Raw genomic sequence first — 18,793 nt, 5'->3', positions numbered from 1 at the left:
CCCAAGGGATGCGGCAACTCACCCGCCGGGCCTCTCCAAACATCGACGCCCACAAGGAGCACCGACCCCGGCGCCCAGGGGCGCCAGGTGCTCAGTCTAGGGCGCGTCCCAACCTCGCGCGCCAAGTCGCTCGCGCGGCCCCGGAACAGCCGATGCCCCGACAGGACCGGCTGTGCCCGCGTTGCCTTGGGCTGCCTCGAACCGGCACCACCCGGATCCACAATGGACGGACAGCGACATGAACACCGAGAACTTTTCGGCACCGGCGGGGGAATCCGGGACACGGGAGCTGACCATCTGGCACTCCTACGAACAGGGGACCATCCTCGGCGGAACCTCCAAGGGAGATCGCGCCGGCGAGTTGCTCGGGCGCGCCGGACTCGGCTGGAAGTGGTCCCGGCACATCGTGACACCCGACGGAGACGACGGCGCCTGGTACATCCGCAGGAGCCGCGACAAACCGGCCCGCCGCGGACAGATCGAGCACGCGGCCGAGCATCTCCGCCAGGCCGGCTACCGAGTCGCGGTACACCTGGACACCACCCCGCGGGACATGCACGTCTCCGAGGCCGAGCGCGCAGATCGGATGCACAAGCGCGCCGAGGCGCTGCAGGCCAAGGCCGCCGGCCAGAACAACACCGCGGCCAGCCTGGCCGAGCAGGCCGAATGCTGTTTCCCGGACAACGGCCAGCCCCTGCTGGTCGGCCACCACAGCTACAAGCGCGATCTGCGCCGCAGGGAACGGGGCTGGACCAAACTCGGCCAGAGCGCCGAACTCGCCGTCACTGCCGAACACACCAGCCGCCGCGCGAACACCGCGCGAAAACACATGCAGCACCGTCAAGACCCGCTCCGCGTCACCCGCCGAATCCGCACCCTGGAAGCGGAGTTGCGCAGGTGGCAACACGCACTCAACGGAGACCATGACCAGCCTGCGGACACCGCCGTCCATGACGGTCGAGAAGGTCGCCATCCCACACCCGAGTGGGTCACCCGGGCGCGGGAGGAGATGGCCCACATCGAGATCGAGAACCAGTTCGACCACTGGCGCGCCATGCGCCAGCAGCATCTGGCCGACGGCACGGCAAACGACTATGGCCCAGACAAGATCAAGAAAGGCGACTTCGTACAGGACAAGATCGGCTGGGCCGAGGTAGTCCGAGTAAACAAGAAGTCGGTCACGATCAACTTCATGCCGATGCAGTCTGGCGTGTGTTTCACCTCTACAGTTCGCTACGATCAGATTCGCGACCACCGTGTCAACCGGCGTGGATAAGCCGATGGCTCGACCGATCTAGATCATCGATCTAACGACGACCGCTCCGCGCCAGGCTTCCAAATCCGCACAGATTCGATATAGAGCTGACTGAAGTTGTTCCAAAAATCGGACCCGCGTTCCTTTCGGATGCTATTTAGATATGGCTCACATAGCTCATGTAGCTCTATGATCGAATTTCCCCATTCGGTTGCTATGATTCCATGCGGGAGCATCTTGTTATGAGTAGCAATTCCAACAAGATCGTACGTGCGACATACCTTCTCGAAGTTCTCCCTAAGTGAAGGCTCCATTTCCTTATGTGTGCCACTGGTCTCACGATGGATTCTTAGATCGCGAAACAGCTCCCGTCTTGCCTTGACGGACTCATCATTCGATAACAAATCGGCCGCCCAGATGAAAACGCTGCCGATTGCGTTCCGGCGAGCTATCCGAGCCAGGACGACTGCGATCACCAGATTGATGACTGCTGCGAGAGCGCTCGCTCCAGCGGCTACAGCAATCACAACACTTGTGGACACCCGTGGACTCCTTTGCTGTGACAACTAAAGACATAGATCGGCACAAATCATTGCACAGCTTTCCGCAATTCTAGGGCGATGCAACTAATTGAGTGATTATGAATGCTCACTATGGCGATTCGATCCCTCTTCTTCTAGGTCCATCGGGGCGGCTATCTGGTGGATCCCGCTGTGTGTCTCACGCGGGCGTCTATGGCTATCCTCAACGGCAGAAATCACCAAGGTGCTCGTCGCCCCTGTTTCGCTGGGGTCGTGACTTCCGAGATGCTTGAGCAAATGATCACGTAGCACTCATCTGCGCATGCGACTGCCTCGTTAACATGGAGAGTGCCATTGACGTAGGTTCCGCAAGCACCTGACCACTTGTACGTCGGGCTGCTGCTCGTTTCGCAGTGATTGACCACTTATTATGCCGCACTCTTGTGTGGCTGCTGACCGAATTCCTTTGCGCTGTCCGGCAAAGTGAGTTATAGGTGCCTGCAGACATTCGGGCTGTCGAGCGCTCGCAGCAGGGCTCGGCTGTGGCGGATCGGTTGTTGGCCGACCGCGCCTGTCCAACAGGCGCAGAGCAGTCAGGTAGCGGTGCCGAGGTACGCCAGGCGTGCCGTGACGTCTACGGTCTGTGGTGAGTCCAGCTCAGTGTAGATCGCCAGTGCCTGCTGGAGCAGGTCGCGGGCCTCGTCGACTGCGCCGACACGCGCCATGATTTTGCCGAGACACTGCAGGCTCACGGCTTCAGCGCGCCTGGCTCCGACATCGCGGCACGCGGCGAGTGAACGGTGATACGCATCGATCGCGTCAGCGAAGCGACCCACCTGTTCCAGCGTCGCACCAAGGCTATGTAACGCGAAGCCCTCGCCGTGCCGGTCGCCGATCTCCTGGCGGAGGGCAAGCGAACGCTGCAGGCAATCGAGGGACTCGTCGAACCGGCCGAGGTCTCGATAGACGCCGCCCATACGGCTGAGTGTCACGGCCTCGCTCCGGAGATCTTTCGCGGCCCTACTCAGGGAAAGCGCTTCGTGGTAGCACGCCAGGGCATCGTCGAACCGGGTCAGGTGGCGGTAGGCGTTGCCCAGGTTCGTGAGGCTGCCCGCCAGGCCTTGGTGGTCGCCGATCTCGCGGCGGATGGACGCCGCCTTGGCGAAATACGCGGCGGCTTCGCCGAAGCGTTCGAGGTCCATGTGGGGAGTCCCGAGTGCGCTGGTGATCCACGCTTCGAGGGCACGATCTCCGATCTGCTCCGCCGAAGACAACCCGATCTCGTAGGCGGTGATCCAATCCGACCATGGTTTGCGGAGGTCGAAGTAGCTCCACAAGGCACGGGTAAAGCGGGCCGCGATCCAATGTTCACCTATCTGCGCCGCGTATCGGATCGCGGCGACCAGGTTCGCGGACTCTTGTTCGCACCACGACAACGCCTCGTCGCGCGAGGAGAACGAGGCCGGCGTGGTCACGAGATCCGCCAGGCCGAGCGGCATGACCGGGTGATGAGGCAGCAACAGGCGGTCAGCGGCATCCGCGGTGCGGAGGTACCAGATGAGCATCCGGCGGGTGGCCGCTTCTCGTTGCGGCTCCTCGGTTTCCGCCTGTTCTGCTGCGTAGACGCGCAGCAGATCGTGAAGCCGGTAACGGCCGCGTCCGCTCGCCTGGATCAGGTGAGCGTCCTTCAGCGACTGGAGCAGGCCTCTCGTCGGGAGAGGTGGCATGTCGGCGAGCGCGGCGACGATGTCCACACCGAAGTCGGGGCCGGGGTGCAGACCGAGCAGCCGGAACAGGCGTGCGGACCCAGGTGCCAGGCTGCGATAGGACCATGAGAACACAGCGCGTGCGGCGGTGGCGATGTCGTCGCCACTGAGGAAGTCGAGACGGTGGCGTTCATCGGCCAACTCGTTGACCAGGTCGGCTAGCGGAATGTGTTCGCCAGCGACGGCGCGTTCCGCCGCGATGCGCAGCGCGAGTGGCAGGCGGGCACAGTGCCGGGCGAGAGCCTCGGCGGCATCCGGCTCGGCGTCGAACCGGTCCACTCCGGCGACCTGCCGGAGCAGGGCGCCGGCCTCAGTCGCGGATAGCGTCTCAAGGGTCAGTCGGCTGGCTCCGTCGCGGGACACCAGACCCGCGAGGCTGCTTCGGCTGGTGGTTACCACCAGGCATCCTCCCGATCCCGGCAATAGCGGGCGGACCTGGTCGGCTGAGCCCGCGTTGTCCAGCAAGACCAGCATCCGGCGTCCGTCGAGCATCGACCGGTAATGCGCGGCTTGAGCATCGAACCGGGCGGGCACAGACCCGGTCGGGACGCCGAGCGCGTGCAGGAATCCTTCCAGTGCCTGCTCCGGCCTCACTGGTGCGTCTGGCGCGTAGCCGGACAAGTCAATGTAGAGCTGGCCGTCGGGAAAATGCTGACGCACGCGGTGCGCCCAGTGCACAGCCAGTGCGGTCTTGCCGACGCCGGCGGTGCCCGCGATCACGACAACGGCCGTGCCCTGGTTGAGGAAGGCATCGAGTGCCGCGAACTCGGACTCGCGGCCGACGAATCGCGGCACGTCGGCGGGAAGCTGATGTGGTGTGACGGAACGCGGAGACTGGTGCACGTACACGTCGCCGTGGAGGTTACGTGCCTGCACAACGTTCCCGGCCAAACCATGGAACTCATTCACCACATCGCCGAGGATAGCTACGCGAGCGCTTTTCCTGACTAGTCCGTCGGTGGTGAGATCCGGTTCGGGATCTACGGGGACTCGCGTGCGCCACACTGGGTGCCAGATTTCCGCTCATCAGCATGAGCGCTCACTACACGTGGGTTGCACGGTAGCTCCTTGCGTGCCTGCCGCAGTGCCGGGCAGCCCCGGGGCAGAGCACAGCTGTTGTCTCGCGACGGTGGTCTTCCGCAGTACCTGATCAGGTGATCACATAGTGCTCATCTACACGCGGACACGTGGTCAAGTTTGCGGAACCTGCAAGTCAATCCTTGCTGGCAGGCCGGGTCGCACCGGCGAAGTCGTCACCCTTGTAGCGGTGGTCGTCGATCTGGACAGGCTGACCGAAGGTCGGCGCGTTGATCATCTTGCTGTTGCCTAGGTAGAGGCCAACGTGGCGGATCTTGATGTGCGGGTTGCCGTAGAACACGAGGTCTCCCGGCAGCAGTGGCTGTCCGGCTGGCACACGGGGTCCGGCGTGGAACTGGGTATGCGCTGTGCGCGGTAGGTGGATCCCGGCGTGGGCATAGGCGGCCTTGGTCAGCCCGGAGCAGTCGAACCCACCTTCGGCCCCGCCGTCGCCGCCCCACACGTAGGGCTGGCCGAGTTGTTGGCAAGCAAAGCGAATTGCGGCGTGCGCGGCCGGGCTGAGTGCCTGGATGTCGTCGCAGTTCCCGGTTCCTGCCGCGGCGGCGTTGGCGTAGCGCTCGGCTTGGGCGAGGACCTTGCGGACGTACCAGTCGGCCCGGTTGTAGGTGAAGATCGCGCGGTAGAGGTCTTGTCTATGGCGGGCGCCGGAGTCGCACAGGTAGTGCGCCGCAGCGTGGATCGCATCATGCGGGTCGTAGCGCGAAGGTGGGGTCGCTCCGCCCGATGGGAACCGGTGGCGTCGGACGACTTCGTCGAAGGTGGGCTGGAGGAACTGCATCGGCCCGCCCGCCCCAGCAGGATTCTGTCCACCGTGGACTCCGGGGAGGGGCGAGCGGCCGTGATCGGTCTCGACCTTGCCGATGGCAGCCAGGATGCTCCAGTCCAGTCCGGGGCACTGGGTGGCCGCGGTGCGGTAGAGGACGAGGTAGTTGCCGGGGGTGTCGGCCAGGGCCTCGGCGCCGGGGTGGCTGCCAGTTGTGCCGGTCACGCTGGTGGCGAGGTGGATGAGGAAGGCGGCGAGGACCACCGGGATCGCCACGATGACCGCCATCGCGGCGAGTACGAACTTCACGGCTGAGCCCCGGGGGCTGCGGGTGAAGGGGGCATCGGCGTTGGGGGCGTCAACCTGGTCTGGACCGCAGTCGGCTTGCGCTCCGGCTCGGTGGTGGTGGCCGAGTTGGTGATTGGCCAAAGGTCGGCGAGTGCGATCAGTTCAAGGCGACGTTGGTCGGCGGCCGGTCCAGCCAGCGGCAGCCATCCTGTGGTCGCGTTGCTGCCTGCGGTGGTGGTGGCGATGGGGACCAGCGCGGGGTGGACCAGGCTGGCCGTGGCTTCGGCCAGGGCTCGGCGGGCGGTGGCCTCGCGGCGGTGGCTGGGGAAGTGGAAGAGCACGGGGGTCCGGATCGCGGTGGCCGCGGCCAGGCGGGCGTAGTCGGTGAGCTTGGTGGTGAGGCGGGTGAGGGATTCTGTGCCGAAGTCGTACTCCAGGAAGAACTCGAACTCACGTCCGTCCTCCTGCCAGCGGCCGTAGGCATCAGGGCGGACGATGTCGCCGAAGTGGGCCGCACAGCGGGTTTCCGGCCACCAGGCGGTCAGGCAACTCCGGGTGGCGGGGCGGCGGGCGTGGGCAATGAGGGTGGTGAACAAGCCGTTGACGCCGATGGTGTGGGCCAGGCGCAGGGAGTGGGCGATGCCGATGGCGGTGGTGTGGCGGTAGCCGAGGGCTTCTGGGGCCAGGTCGTCCTCGTGGGCCAGCGTGGTCGCGCCGGCGGTGTCGAGGATGTAGTGCATGGGCATCGTGCCGGTGGTGATGAAGGGTTGGAAGCGGTCCAGGACGCGCCAGAGGTAGAGCTGGCGGAGGCGGTGGTTGGCCGCACGGGTGGAGGGGAAGGTCAGCTGCTCGATCTGGTGGGTGGTGAGCACGCGGTGCTCGAAGAGCATGCGGGCCAGCCACCGGTCGCGTGGGGTGAGGCGGGCGGCCAGGCGGGTGTGGTGGGCGCCGGTGGCCGCGGCGCGCGGGGTAGGGCGTTGAGGCAGGTGGCCGCGGAGTTTCCGTTGGGGCGTGACGTTGGTGATCATCTGGTTCTCCTAGTCGGCGAAATGGGCGGGATTGCATTGGGTGCGATATTGAGCAGATCGGTGTGATCGCTGTCCGACCTGGTCGTCGGCATGAGCGATGTAGGCGTACAAGGAAAGGAGCACGAGGCTACTTGTGGCAGGTTGCACGTACGCAGTAGCTCTGGACCCGGCGCATATGGTGTTCGAGGCGATTTTGGAGGGTTGGCGACGGCAGCAATCAGCCCTGGCATTGGACACAGGCTCAGGGTGAGAAGTTCGTCGATCTTCTGCGTCGCGGTGATTTGCCTATCCTGGCGTCGATCGCGCGGACCTGTGAGGTTCTGATCAACTCGGGGAGCAGCGCTGCGGCGGACGTTCGATATTAGTCAAACCTCGGCATCGCAGCGTGATTGAGTCTGTGCTGCCCTGCAGCTGACCAAGGAGATGCGCCAGTTCTCTGTAGAATTTCGGTCAGCGAGAGTGGCGTACCGTCAGCGCTGGAGAGGGTCTGCGGTGGCGTTGGGAGGTCGGATGAATCTCGCTTTGCTGGTAGCAGCGGTGGGTGTAGCGATCGGCCTGGTGGGACTCCCCCTGACATGGGCAAACTGGAAGCGCGGCCGGAGCGACCGGACGTCGGGACGCTTCGTCCGGATTTCTGAGCACGTGCATGGCCAGCAAGCCCATCTCCATGCGCGGGCGTGGTCAGGCGTGCGACCCGAGTGGGCGAACGACGAGGTTCCGATGCTGACCTGCAAGGGCTGGATTCTGCCTGCTCCAATTTCCGTAGAGGCGATTCGATTGGACTGGGATGACAACCCGCCTATCACCGATCAATCCAATGTGGCGCGTATCCGAGCGCGCAAGCTCATGCCGCAGCGTAATGACGGAGACAGGTATCCCACCTACAGTGACGCCTTGGTCCAATTGACAGGCCGATCGCACCTCTATGATGGGTATCTTTACCGCCCCATCTCGATCAACACTACGGCGGACACCCTTCGAATCCGGTTCACCCAGGGCCGCTACTTCGATCACCTCGACACCACGGAGGTCCTGGCCTTTGAGGCGGCATCCAGAGATCTCGCGGGACGGGGCTCGCTCGAAGGCTCCTATCGGCGCTGGCTGAGTGACCCTTTCGACCTGACTCGCCGATCAACTGGCCTGGGAACGGTCACGTTAACGATCAGGGTCGATGCAGGCCGGGCGGGCTTCTACATGCACAAGCGGGATGCGGCCAGGGTAGTCGTCGGCCCCGGCGTTGTTCACACTATCCCGGCTGGCGAGTTCACTCCCTCTGACATCGGGTTGGATGCAATGCGTGCGGACTTCGATCTGTGGCGCACAGTAATGCGCGAGTTCGCCGAGGAGTTCCTGGATGTCGAGGAAGCATACGGCCGCGGCGGACGCCCCCTGGACTACGAGCACGATTGGCCCTTCGACAAACTCACACGTGCCCGCGCAACCGGCCAAATACGGCCATACGTTCTCGGAATCGGCCTCGACGCGTTGACTTGGAAGCCGGAGTTGCTTCTTGTGTGTCTGATCGACGGACCGGCGTTCGATGCGATTTTCGCCACGATGACCAGCTCCGGCAGAGAGGGCACGATCATCGTCGGCCCCCATGGACACGGTATCCCGTTCGACTTCACGAACATCAGCAACTACGTCCGTGATAGCAACACCCGGGGCGCCGCCAAGGCGTGCTTGAACCTGGCTTGGCGTCATCGCGCGCTGCTGGGACTTTCCGACGACGAGCAGAGCCCGCCAACAACGGCTGACAGATCGTTATAGCTCAGCCCGATATCGCTACTAACACCTGCCGTCGCACGACGGTAGGTCACTGCTTCGGACAGGTGACTACTTGGATCACCGACCGTTCAGCATCAGGTCAGGCGGCCCGGCGTGGATCCCAGGTGGTACGGGGCGCCGGTCCGGGTGCCAGGGCTGGTGGGCGGGTGTTGGCCGCGGCAGCGGTACGGATGGCCCGTGCGCGGCCGGGGATGGGGGGTGGGAGTTTGCGGGTGCGGGCGGTGAAGGGGCGGGTTTCTTCGCCGTCGGTGAGCAGGCGGGTGGCGATGTGGAAGGCGCCCAGGTGGGACAGGTCGTGTTCGGTGAGGCGGGGGTGGGTGTGGCGGGCCAGGTGGCGGGCGTCTTCGGGGCTGGCGGTGAAGAAGACCTTGGAGCGGGTGTTGGCTGAGATGCCGGCGTGCAGGTCCTTGGTGAGCTGGTCGAGGTGCTGGTGGGCCAGGACCATGGACAGGCGGTAGCCGCGGGCTTCGGCGAGGAGGTCTTCCAGGGGGTAGGGCAGGTTGAGGAAGTTGTGGCATTCGTCGACGTAGAGGGCGCAGTCGCGGCGTCGGCGTTGGGGGAGGCGGGCGCGGCGGGTGGCGGCTTGCCAGGTGGCGGCCAGGATGATGGAGCCGACCAGGCTGGTGGTGTCGATGCCGAGGGCGTCTTTGGCGATGCGCACCAGGCAGATTCCGCCGTCGAGGACTGTGGTCATGTCCACTGTGGAGGGTCCTGCGGCGAGGGCGTTGCGGACGAACGGGCGCAGGAGCAGGCCGCGGAGTTTGTTCATCAGCGGGGCGATGATGTGGGCGCGGGCGGGGTCGGAGAGTGTGTTGTAGCCGGCCCAGAAGCCGAGCAGGACTTCGTCGTGGAGGTGTTGGGTGGCGCGGGCGCGGAAGGCGGGCACCGTGAGCAGCTTGGGCACGTCCAGCAGGGTGGGGGTGCCGGGTTGGGTGGTGAGGGTGAGCAGGCTCGCGCGGAGGATGTCTTCGGTGCGGGGGCCCCAGGAGGAGGCGTAGATCCGGGCGAAGATCGAGACCAGATTGTCCACGGTGCGGGCGGTGTCGTTGCCCTCCAACGGGTTAAGCACCGGGGGGTGGGTGGGGCTGTCGGCGTCGAAGAGCACCACCTTCTCGCCTACCTCCTCGGGTAGGCGCTGCAGGAGGTCCTGGACCAGGTCGCCTTTGGGGTCGATGACTACTGCGCCGCGGCCTGCTTGGGCGTCGGCGAGCACGAGGTTGGCGATCAGCTCGGACTTGCCGGAGCCGGTCTTGCCCAGGATGTGGAGGTGGTGGCGGGCGTCGGCGACGTGCAGGCCGATCGGGCGAGGGTGTCCGGTGTCGCTGATCCCGAGCGGTTTGACCTGCGGTCCGGTGGTGGCGATGCCGGGTGGTGGGGTGAGGGAGCGGGCGCCGGCGCGGTGTAGGCCGGGAACGGCTTCGTCCATGGGCAGGTGGGCCAGGGCGGCGAGTTCGGGCACCGAGAGCAGATCACCGGTGTCCAGGCGCCGGGAGGCGATCGTGGCCGCTGGGTGGGGTAGGCGGGTGCGGCGGTAGTGGTTGTGTTCGGCGTAGGGGGCGAAGGCGGAGGCCAGGGCGTGGCCTCGGCCGCGGAGCACGGCCCGGATCGCGGCGCGTTCCTGCGGGGTGGGTTCGGCGGTCAGGGTGGTGGTGGCGAGGTAGCGGATGCGGGTGTCGTATTGCGGTTCCCGCTGTTTGGCCACGATGGCCCGGTCCTGGGCGGTGTAGTCCATGCTGGTCTGCCGGTCCAGCCGCGGTGCCGCGGTGTTGGTGCGGGTGGTGTGGGTGCCGGGGGTGAGCAGGTCGAGCAGGCTGCTGATCGGGTTGATCGGTCGGCCGGTGTGCAGGCGTTGGGCGGCGCGGCGGGCTCGTGCGAGGCGGCGCCCGGTGACCGGGCGGGCCAGGATCTGCACGCGGATGTGTTCGTGCGGGCCGAGGGTGGCTGGGACGCCGAGCAGGGCGCGGAGGGGGTCGGTGGCGAAGGTGCTGCGGATGGGCAGCGCTTCGGTGCGGGCCAGGCGGAGTTCACCGCCGACCGCCTCGACATGACCGCGGTGCGCCGGCGGCGGTGCCGGGGTGGTGTGGGTGCGTGCGCCGGGCCAGGCGGCTTCGATCGCGCGCTCGACCAGCCCTGGGGGTATGAGGCCGGGGACCCACAGCTGGATCTGCAGGCCGTTGGCGGTGAAGTCGTACTCGAAGCTGAGGTGGGGCTGGCCGTGCAGCAGTCGTTTCCAGGCGGGGTGGAGCAGGCCGATGAGGTTGGCCCACAAGGTGATCGCGCCGGTGGGCTCGACGGTGGGCGGGGCCAGCACGGTGATCAGCCGGGCGTCGGTGGCCAGCCGGGTGTGGTTGCGGCGGCGCCAGGCCCGGCGGAGGAGCGTCACCGAGGTGGCCAGCACCAGGAGGACACCGGCGGCCGTCGGTCCCCAGTTCAGGAGCAGGTCCCTGGCCGCGGTCGCCAGGTTGGCGAGCGCGTCCCATGGGTTGAGCAGGTAGTCCGCGATCGGCGAGGCGTACGGATTCCCGTTGCCTTCCAACAGGTTCCCGGCGGGCGGCAAGTGAGGGGTGACGTTAGGCAGCATCAAGATCGACCTCCTCAGACAGCTCACTGACGGCCCCGGGGGTCAGGGACTCCAGGTCTACGAACGCCTCTGGCGTGGTCTCCGGTGTGGTCTCGGTCAGGGCGGCCAGCTCCGCGGGTGAGGTGGTGATCAGGGCGTGCTCAGCCGGGGAGGCGAGGGCTTGGAAGGCGACCCGGTGGGGTCCGGTGGCCAGCAGGCCCTGGCCCTGGGCGGCGGAGAGCAGGAACTGGCGTTCCCCGGCGGAGAGGGTGAAGGCGTGGCCGATCTCCTCGATGGCCTGCGCGGCCTGGCGCAGCAAGATCTGGGTGGCGGCGTTGGCGATCACGGCCTTGCCGATCTCGGAGCCCAGGACGTCGGCGGCGTCCTGGGTGGCCACGGTGAGTCCGGCCCAGTGCTTGCGGCCGGCTTTGGCCATGCGGAAGAGGAACTCCGCGCCGGCGGGCTGGCGCATCAGCATCCAGGCTTCGTCGACCACGACCAGCCGGGGGCGGCGGATCGCGGCGTTGGAAACCTGCCGCCACACCGCGTCCAACGCGAGCAGGGTGCCGAGGGGTTTGAGTTCCTCGGCCAGCTCCCGCAGGGAGAACACGACGAAGTGTCCGTCCTGGCGCAGGGTGGTGGGCTTGGCGAACAGCCCGGAGAACGCGCCGGTGGTGTAGGGCTGCAACCGCGCGGCCAGCGTCACCGCGGCCGGGTCGCGCACCTGGGTCAGGGCGGTGGCCAGGTCGGCCAGCAGCGGGGCCGGGCGTAGCCAGGTGCGGGGGTCGGCGGTGATCCCGGCCGCGGCGTAGGTCGCGGTGATCGCGCGGTCCAGGGCGAGGCGTTGGGCGGCGTCGAGTTCGGTGCCGAGTAGAACGGCGATCACGGTGTGCAGGAACAGGGAGCGGCGCACCAGGGCGTCCCGGGGTGCGGTGCGCCGTCCGTCCGGGCGGGTGTGCACCGGCAGGTCGAGGGGGTTGAGGTGGACTCCGGTGGCGCCCAGTTGCAGGTGGGTGCCGCCGATCGCGTTGGCCAGGCGGGCGTATTCGTCTTCGGGGTCGACGATGAGCACCTGGATCCCGCGGTAGAGCGAGCGCAGGGCTTCGAGTTTGACCAGGTAGGACTTGCCGGCGCCGGAGCTGCCCAGGATGACGGAGTTGTGGTTGGCGCAGGCGAAGCGGTCGTGGTGGACAAGTCCTTGGGAGCCGAGGTTGAACCCGTAGAGCACCCCGGTCGGTGCTGCGGCCGAGGCCGGGTCCGGGGCCGGGAGGTCCGGGCTGGTGAACGGGAAGCTGGCCGCGAGCGCGGTGGTGTCGAAGGTGCGCCTCAGTCCGAGCTGGTCCAGGCCCAGTGGCAGAGTGGTGATCCAGGCTTGCAGGCTGCGGTAGCTGGCGGGTTTGGCATCCAGGAGCAGGGAGGCGGCCAGGGAGCGGACCGCGGCGACCTCGGTGGCCAGCTCTGGTGCGGTGTGGGCGTGCACGGTGAGGTAGAGGCCGAAGCGGAACAGTTTGTCCTGGCTGCGGGCCAGCCGGTCGGCCAGGTCTTCGGCATCGCGCAGGGCGACCGCGGCGTGCGGGTCCAGGCCCGTGCCGGAGCCGAGCCGGGCGACCTGTTTCTTGAGGCGCTCGGCGGCGGTGACCGGGTCGACGGGCTCGATGTGCAGGCTGACGTCCAGGCGCCCGGGGTAGGTCAGCAGCGGCTGGAGCCAGCCGGGGTGGACCTCGCGGGGGTAGCCGGTGACGGCGAAGGAGGCCACTTGCTCGCCGCCGACCTCCAGGTGCCGGGCGCCGACGGTGATCGCGTCCGGGGTGAACACCCCGCTGCCCGCGGTGCTGGTGCGCCTCATCGCTGTTCACCCCCGTCCTGGTAGGTGCTGGCGGTGGTGCCGAAGGCGGCCGGGTTCCAGCCGCCGGTGGGCGCGGTGGTGATCACCTCGTCGGCGGTGGCCATCGCGGTGCCGGGCGGGATGAGCGAGTCGGGGTTGCAGGCCGCGGCCAGCACGCTGGTCGCCGTGCCGGGATCCAGCGCGGTGACGGTGATCCCGGCCGGTGCCAGCAGCGCGGTGGCTTCCTGCACCCGCTGGGCAAGCCGCGTCTCCGCGGCGCGGCGCGCCCCCTCATCCGGCCGCACCGGTTGGCGGCTGCGGTTTCGGCGCAGCAGTGCCAGCGGCGAGCCGAGTCCGCCGGATCCGGTGGTGTGGAGGGGTTCGCGCAGGACCAGGAGGACTTGGCGGCGCAGCAGGTCGGTGGTGGCGGCCAGTTGGGTGAGGTAGTCGGCGTGTTCGCGGGCAGCGTGTTCCAGCGCGGGGTGGGGTAGTCGGGGCGCGCTCTCGTGCAGTTCGGCGATCTGGGTGGACAGGTCCAGGCGCTGGGCGCGCACCAGCAGTTGCGCCGGGGCGGTCAGGCCGTTGAGGAAGCGGGCGAAGACGGCGACGAGGGCTTGTTGCTCGGCGGCGGTGCGCAGCCCGAAGTTGACTGTGGAGCACACCGCCAGCACGGCCAGGCCGTCCGGGCCGAGGTCGATGACCCCGGCGTCGGTGACGGCTTCGGCGGGCAACTCCAGCGGGACCGGGGACACCGCCCCGGACCCGCCCGCGGTGGTGGCGTGCTGGGCCAGCCACTGCGGGACGGCGGGGATGCCTTCGGGGGCGGCGACGCGGTGCCGCGGGCTCAGCGCCTGCCGCAGTGCGGCGAGGGCGAGGCGGTCCAGGCTGATCCCGTCCCGCTGACCCATCGCCACGACCGCGGTGATCGCCGCGATCGGCAGCGCGGCCAACGCGAAGACCAGCAACGGGACCAGGTCACGGGTGAGGTGGTAGGCGCCGTAGAGCAGGCCGGCGGCAGCGGCGAGGATGAGCACCTGCCGCCCGGTGAGCGGGCCGAGGATGCGATCGGGCCGGTCGACATCGGCGGGGATACGCACTGCATAGGACCCGCTCGTTCGGGTCTCGTGGTAGCTCACTGGTGATCACTCATCCCTTCCATCCGTTGCGCGGCCGGGAGTTGCCGGTGTTGTTCGAGCGCCGCACGCGGCGGGGCTTGTGGTTCGTGTGCGAGGTCGACGGCCGGGCGCGGGTGACGTTGCGGCAGGAGTGGACCGATCGCGGTGTCCCGGCCGCCGAGCAGCGGCTCGCTGCCGAGGGCCTGACAGTGTTGCGTGCCGTGATCGACGCGATGGCGACCCGCTGTTCGAGCGACCCTGAGGTGGGTGAATGATGATCTTGGTGGTGCTCAGATGTGACAGTGGCGGCCTTGGCGGGCCGGGAGTGAGGCGCGGTGGCCGCGGCGTGGTGCGGGGAAGCGGTGATGGCCGTGGCGAACATGCTGGAATCGTTGCTGCGCAAGAACAATCGCGGCGGTGGTCGCGGTGAACGGGACCTCGAAGATCACCACGGAGCATCGGGCCCGCAGCGCGGTGGTGTATGTGCGGCAGTCGACTCTGATGCAGGTCCGCGAGCACGGCGAGTCGACCGCCCGCCAATACGGTCTGTCGAGCGTGGCAGTCGAGCTCGGGTGGACCGCCGAGCAGGTCATCGTCGTGGACGCCGATCTCGGGGTCTCGGGCCGATTCGGCTCCGAGCGCGACGGGTTCCGCGAGCTGATCTCGCGGGTGTGTCTGGGCGAGGTCGGCGCGATCTTCGGGCTGGAAGTGTCGCGGCTGGCGCGTTCCTCGGCCGAGTTCGCCCGCCTGCTGGAACTCGCCCGGTTGACCGACACACTGCTGATCGACGGCGATGGGGTCTACGACCTGGGCGATGTCAACGACCGGCTGCTGCTCGGGCTCAAGGGCTCGATGTCGGAGGCCGAGCTGCATCTGCTCGCCGGCCGGCTGCACGGCGCGAAACTCGCGGCCGCGCATCGCGGCGAGCTGCGCGCGCCGCTGCCAGTGGGGTTCGTCTACGACCTCGACAACCAGGTGGTGATCGACCCGGATGAGCAGGTCCGCACGGCGGTGGAGGACCTGTTCTCCGAGTTCGCGCGCACCGGCTCGGCCTACGGTGTGGTCAAGGCGTTCGCCGACACCGGACGGTTGTTCCCGCAACGCGCTTGGGGCGGGGTGTGGTCCGGCCGCTTGAAGTGGGGCAAGCTCGGCCACTACCGGGTGCTGCAAGCGTTGAAGAATCCCGTCTACGCCGGCGCCTACGCCTATGGCCGCACCTATGACAAGCGCCGCGTCCAACCGGACGGCACGGTGCGCTCGTCGCGGCGCAATCGCGCCCGCGAGGAGTGGACGGTGCTCATCCCCGAGCACCACGAGGGCTACCTCAGCTGGCAGCAGTTTCTGGACAATGAGGCCAAACTCGCCGCCAACCACACCGCCCGCGGGGCCCGACCACCTCGGGAGGGCACCGCGTTGTGTCAGGGCATCATCTACTGCGGCGCCTGTGGCGCGCGGATGGGCAGCCGCTATGGCAAGCGGCACTATGTGTTCTACGTGTGCGCCGCCGAGCGTGACCAGGCCACAACCGTGGACTGCCGGTCGGTCGCGGTGTCCACCGTGGACGAGGTGGTCGGCCGGTTGCTGCTCGATGCGGTCACGCCCGAGCAGATCACCTCGGCGCTGGTGGTCGCTGACGAGGTCACCCAACGCCACGTCCGGTCGCATCGGGCCGCCGAACTCGCCGTGGAGCGCGCCCGTTACGAGGCCGACCGTGCCGAACGAGCCTTCTCCCAGGTGGAACCGGAGAATCGTTTGGTGGCAAGGAGTTTGGAGTCTCGCTGGGAGACCAAACTTGCCGCGCTGGCCGAGGCCGAGGCCGCGTTGGAGACCGCGCGAGCGGCGAAACCGCCGCTGCCGCCCCGCTCGAGGCTGGAGGCGTTGGCCGCGGATCTGCCGCGGTTGTGGGATGACCCGGACACCAGTCCGCGGGACCGCAAACGCCTGTTGCGGACCCTCATCGCCGACGTCACCCTGCTGCCCACCGACCACGAGGGGCAGGTGCGGATCGGTGTGCGCTGGCACACCGGCGCCACCGACGAGATCACCGCCAACCGCAAAGGCCCCGGCCGCACCCCCGCCACAGCACTGGAGATCATCCGCCGGTACGGTGCGGTCAAGACCAGCCAGCAACTCGCCGACCAGCTCCACGCCGCTGGCCTGACCACCGGCAAGGGTCGCCCATTCGATGCTGCGGCCGTCGCCCGCATCCGGGACACCTACGGCATTCCCGGCCCACGCACCGCCGCGGTCCAGGACGGCGAGGTCAGTGTCACCCAAGCCGCCGAGTTGCTGGGCGTGACTAACAAAGCGATCTACTACTGGATCCGCCACGACCTGGTGCCTGTCCGGCGCGTCGAGGCCAGCAGACGCTGGTGCATCCCCTGGGACGACCACAGCCAGGCCATCTACCGGCAACAGGCCGCCAAGCCCACATCGCGCGGCAAACGGACTACCCCAACAACCGCAGGAGGTGCAGTTTGAAACGACCGTCGGGATGCGAATGGGCGAGGTCATGACTCACCTCCAGATCGAGTCGGTGGGGCAGGCTGCGGCGGCTGGAACATCAACGTCGTCACGGTGAAGTCCGGACCGCTCGCCGACGTGGCACCCGGAGCAGGTGGGGACTGGAACTGCGTGGGGGCAGGAGTGTGGGAGCGAGCGCGGCGTCCGACGGGTGCCACCGCCGGATGCCCGAACACCGGGGCCGCGGGCGCGGAGTCGGCGATGCGGGGCTGGACCAGTTGCTCCGGGGTGGCGGGCTGGAACCGCAAGTGCGTGGGCACCGGCGCGGCGGGCACGAGAACTGGGGTGTTCGCTGGGACCGCGGCGGGCTGGAACCGCAGCGGACTGGGCGCGGCCGCGGGGCGGGCAATGGGCTGCGCGGCGGTGGGCCGGTCGGGAACCGGGGGCTGGAACTGGGTCATGGCGGGGGCCTCCGGGGCGTGACGCGGAGCCAGGTCATGGGTCGGGGTCTGCGGGGCGGGTTGCTGGAAGCGGACCGCGCCGACCCGGCTGCCCGGCTGCTGGTGGGTGAGGGCGGCGGCGCGGTGCTCGCGCAGACGGCGGGCGATGGCCTCCGGGCCGCCGATGCCGGCCAGGCCGCCCCACTGGCGGATCGCCATCGGCCACGGCGGCTCGCTGACCGCACCCGGCTGCGGCCGCACGGCGGCGGCGCGGGTGTGGGAGGAGGCGGTGTTTCTGCGGTGTCCGCTGACCAGGCCGAAGGTCTTGCCGATGACGTAGGCGCGCAGCAGCCCGCCCATCAGGGAGCGGCCCTGGCTGATCTTGAGCGGCTTGAAGATCCAGAAGGGGATCTTGACCAGGATGTAGAGCAGCGCGAGCCCCACCAGCAGGTTGACCAGGCCCCCGGTGGTCGGCCCGAACACCGTGAACCCCGGGGCCAGGATCACCCGCAACGCGGTGATCAAGGTCAACGACTGGGCAAGCTGCACCGCCAGACAGCCGCCGAAGGCTTTCCACCACCACCTAGCGACCCCGTCGGAGACCGACAGGGCGTGGCCCATGAGCAGCAGCGGGGCGGCCACGATGAGGATCACGGTCAGGGCGACCCGCACGATGTAGGTCAGCAGCACCGCGATCACGCCGATGGCCACCGCGATCATCAACAGGGCCTGGATGATGCTCATCCCGAAGGCCGGGTTGAGCAGGAGGAGCTTGAGCGCGTCGGCGGCCTCGGTCGGGTTCACCCCGGGCCCCATCACCGCGGCCGAGAGCGCGTTGGCCAACTCGATGGCCTTGACCGCCACGAACAGCGACAGCGCGCTGGCCAGGAACCCGGTGAGCAGCCGCGGCAGGATCTCCTGCGCCGAGGCGCGGGTCTGCACGGTCTGGTAGGCCATCAGCTGGATCCCGGCGAAGACCACGAGCAGCCCGTAGCAGGCCAGCACGATCTCCCAGGAGGACTGCCACAACTGCCCGATCCGGGGCACCGATGCCGGGGTCGGGGTGGTGAGCAGGGTGTTGCCGAGCAGCTCCAGCAACGGGTTGAGCGCGGAGGCGGCGATGTCCCGGAACAACTCGGTCAGCATGGTGTCCAGGCAGACCGACCAGGTCGAGGTGTCCCACAGGGAGCAGACCAGCTTCCCCGACCCGCCGGGTTGCCCCGGCGGCCGGCCGGGGGTGGTCGGCTGCGGGATGCAGCCCGGCCCGGTACACGGTCCCGGTGACGTGCTCGGCACCGTGGTGGTGGGGTTCGCCGAAGTGGGCGGCGCGGGCGGAGTTGGCGCAGGGGTGGGCTGGGCGCTCGCGGTGACCGCCACGGCCACGGCCAGCAACAGGCCCAGACTCACCGCCAAGGCCCACCCGGCCCAGGTCCGGGACACGCCGCGGCGGCGTGGCCTTCCTGTTGTGGGCGGGCTGGTGGCGGTCATGGTCCGGCCCCGACGATCCGCTTGAGGATCTCCACGATCAGCGGGGCCAGCAGCGCCACCGCGTACCCCACGCCCGCGCACTTGAGCGCCAACTTGGCCTTGCTGACCTCACCGGGATCCCCGCCGGCCGCGAGGTAGCGGGCGCCGCCGAAGCTGAGGAACAGGGTGGCCAGCCCGCCGAGGATGCCCGCCAGCCACAGCTGGAGATTGCTGAGCACTTCCTCCAACGACTTCGCCAGCGCCAGCACCGCGACCGGTTCGGCCTGCGCCGAGGACGCCGCCCCCAGCCATCCCACCGCGAGCAACGACACGACCGGCACCGCTCGGCGCACCGTGTGCCACGGTCCCCAATCGCACCCAGTCCTCCGATGACCGCGGGCGTTACCCGCGGCGGT

12 protein-coding genes are annotated in these 18,793 nt (G+C 68.2%); 4 read left to right on the top strand and 8 right to left on the bottom strand.

Annotated features, from left to right (window positions below; genetic code table 11):
* Nucleotides 1-238: 238 nt before the first annotated feature.
* Nucleotides 239-1,276 (top strand): DUF3560 domain-containing protein, encoded by a 1,038-nt coding sequence (locus tag MZC64_RS28810; protein WP_247762270.1) that lies wholly within the window; start codon nt 239-241, stop codon nt 1,274-1,276.
* Nucleotides 1,277-2,369: 1,093 nt separating this feature from the next.
* Here the strand turns inward: MZC64_RS28810 and MZC64_RS28805 are convergent.
* The 3 genes from MZC64_RS28805 to MZC64_RS28795 form a co-directional block, all read right to left on the bottom strand.
* Nucleotides 2,370-4,454, bottom strand: a complete 2,085-nt coding sequence (locus MZC64_RS28805) for a tetratricopeptide repeat protein (RefSeq protein ID WP_247762268.1) — start codon at nt 4,452-4,454, stop codon at nt 2,370-2,372.
* Between the two features lie 301 nt (nt 4,455-4,755).
* On the bottom strand, nt 4,756-5,712 hold the full coding sequence (locus MZC64_RS28800) for a bifunctional lytic transglycosylase/C40 family peptidase (protein ID WP_247762266.1): 957 nt from the start codon (nt 5,710-5,712) through the stop codon (nt 4,756-4,758).
* Nucleotides 5,709-6,719 (bottom strand): replication-relaxation family protein, encoded by a 1,011-nt coding sequence (locus MZC64_RS28795; RefSeq protein ID WP_247762264.1) that lies wholly within the window; start codon nt 6,717-6,719, stop codon nt 5,709-5,711. The genes MZC64_RS28800 and MZC64_RS28795 overlap by 4 nt, the downstream gene beginning before the upstream one ends.
* Before the next feature lie 510 nt (nt 6,720-7,229).
* Here MZC64_RS28795 and MZC64_RS28790 point away from each other — a divergent pair.
* The gene (locus MZC64_RS28790) at nt 7,230-8,489 is read left to right on the top strand and encodes a hypothetical protein (protein ID WP_247762262.1); all 1,260 of its coding nucleotides are present in this window, start codon (nt 7,230-7,232) and stop codon (nt 8,487-8,489) included.
* Between the two features lie 97 nt (nt 8,490-8,586).
* On the opposite strand, the gene MZC64_RS28785 is transcribed toward MZC64_RS28790, so the two are convergent.
* From MZC64_RS28785 to MZC64_RS28775, 3 genes are read right to left on the bottom strand one after another with little or no spacing between them, the layout of a single operon-like run.
* A complete protein-coding gene (locus tag MZC64_RS28785; protein WP_247762260.1) occupies nt 8,587-11,088 on the bottom strand; it encodes a type IV secretory system conjugative DNA transfer family protein in 2,502 nt (833 codons plus the stop codon).
* A complete protein-coding gene (locus tag MZC64_RS28780) occupies nt 11,078-12,913 on the bottom strand; it encodes a VirB4 family type IV secretion system protein (protein WP_247762258.1) in 1,836 nt (611 codons plus the stop codon). Before MZC64_RS28780 ends, MZC64_RS28785 begins: the two co-directional genes overlap by 11 nt.
* Complete coding sequence (locus MZC64_RS28775) at nt 12,910-13,989, bottom strand: PrgI family mobile element protein (protein WP_247762257.1); 1,080 nt, start codon at nt 13,987-13,989, stop codon at nt 12,910-12,912. Before MZC64_RS28775 ends, MZC64_RS28780 begins: the two co-directional genes overlap by 4 nt.
* 41 nt (nt 13,990-14,030) lie before the next feature.
* Between MZC64_RS28775 and MZC64_RS28770 the strand changes: the two genes are divergently transcribed.
* Nucleotides 14,031-14,282, top strand: a complete 252-nt coding sequence (locus MZC64_RS28770; RefSeq protein ID WP_308301085.1) for a DUF5372 family protein — start codon at nt 14,031-14,033, stop codon at nt 14,280-14,282.
* Nucleotides 14,283-14,433: 151 nt separating this feature from the next.
* Nucleotides 14,434-16,488, top strand: coding sequence for a recombinase family protein (locus MZC64_RS48860; RefSeq protein ID WP_247762255.1), 2,055 nt, complete (start codon nt 14,434-14,436; stop codon nt 16,486-16,488).
* A gap of 29 nt (nt 16,489-16,517) precedes the next feature.
* Here MZC64_RS48860 and MZC64_RS28760 read toward each other — a convergent pair whose 3' ends face one another.
* Nucleotides 16,518-18,398, bottom strand: a complete 1,881-nt coding sequence (locus tag MZC64_RS28760; protein ID WP_247762254.1) for a hypothetical protein — start codon at nt 18,396-18,398, stop codon at nt 16,518-16,520.
* Nucleotides 18,395-18,709: a pilin gene (locus MZC64_RS28755; protein WP_308301084.1), complete on the bottom strand. Its 315-nt coding sequence runs from the start codon at nt 18,707-18,709 to the stop codon at nt 18,395-18,397. The genes MZC64_RS28760 and MZC64_RS28755 overlap by 4 nt, the downstream gene beginning before the upstream one ends.
* Nucleotides 18,710-18,793: the final 84 nt, after the last annotated feature.

The organism is Crossiella sp. S99.2, assembly GCF_023094165.1.
GTDB lineage: Bacteria > Actinomycetota > Actinomycetes > Mycobacteriales > Pseudonocardiaceae > Crossiella.
The sequence above is the reverse complement of the archived record's forward strand: the minus strand, read 5'-3'. Positions and strand labels throughout refer to the sequence as shown.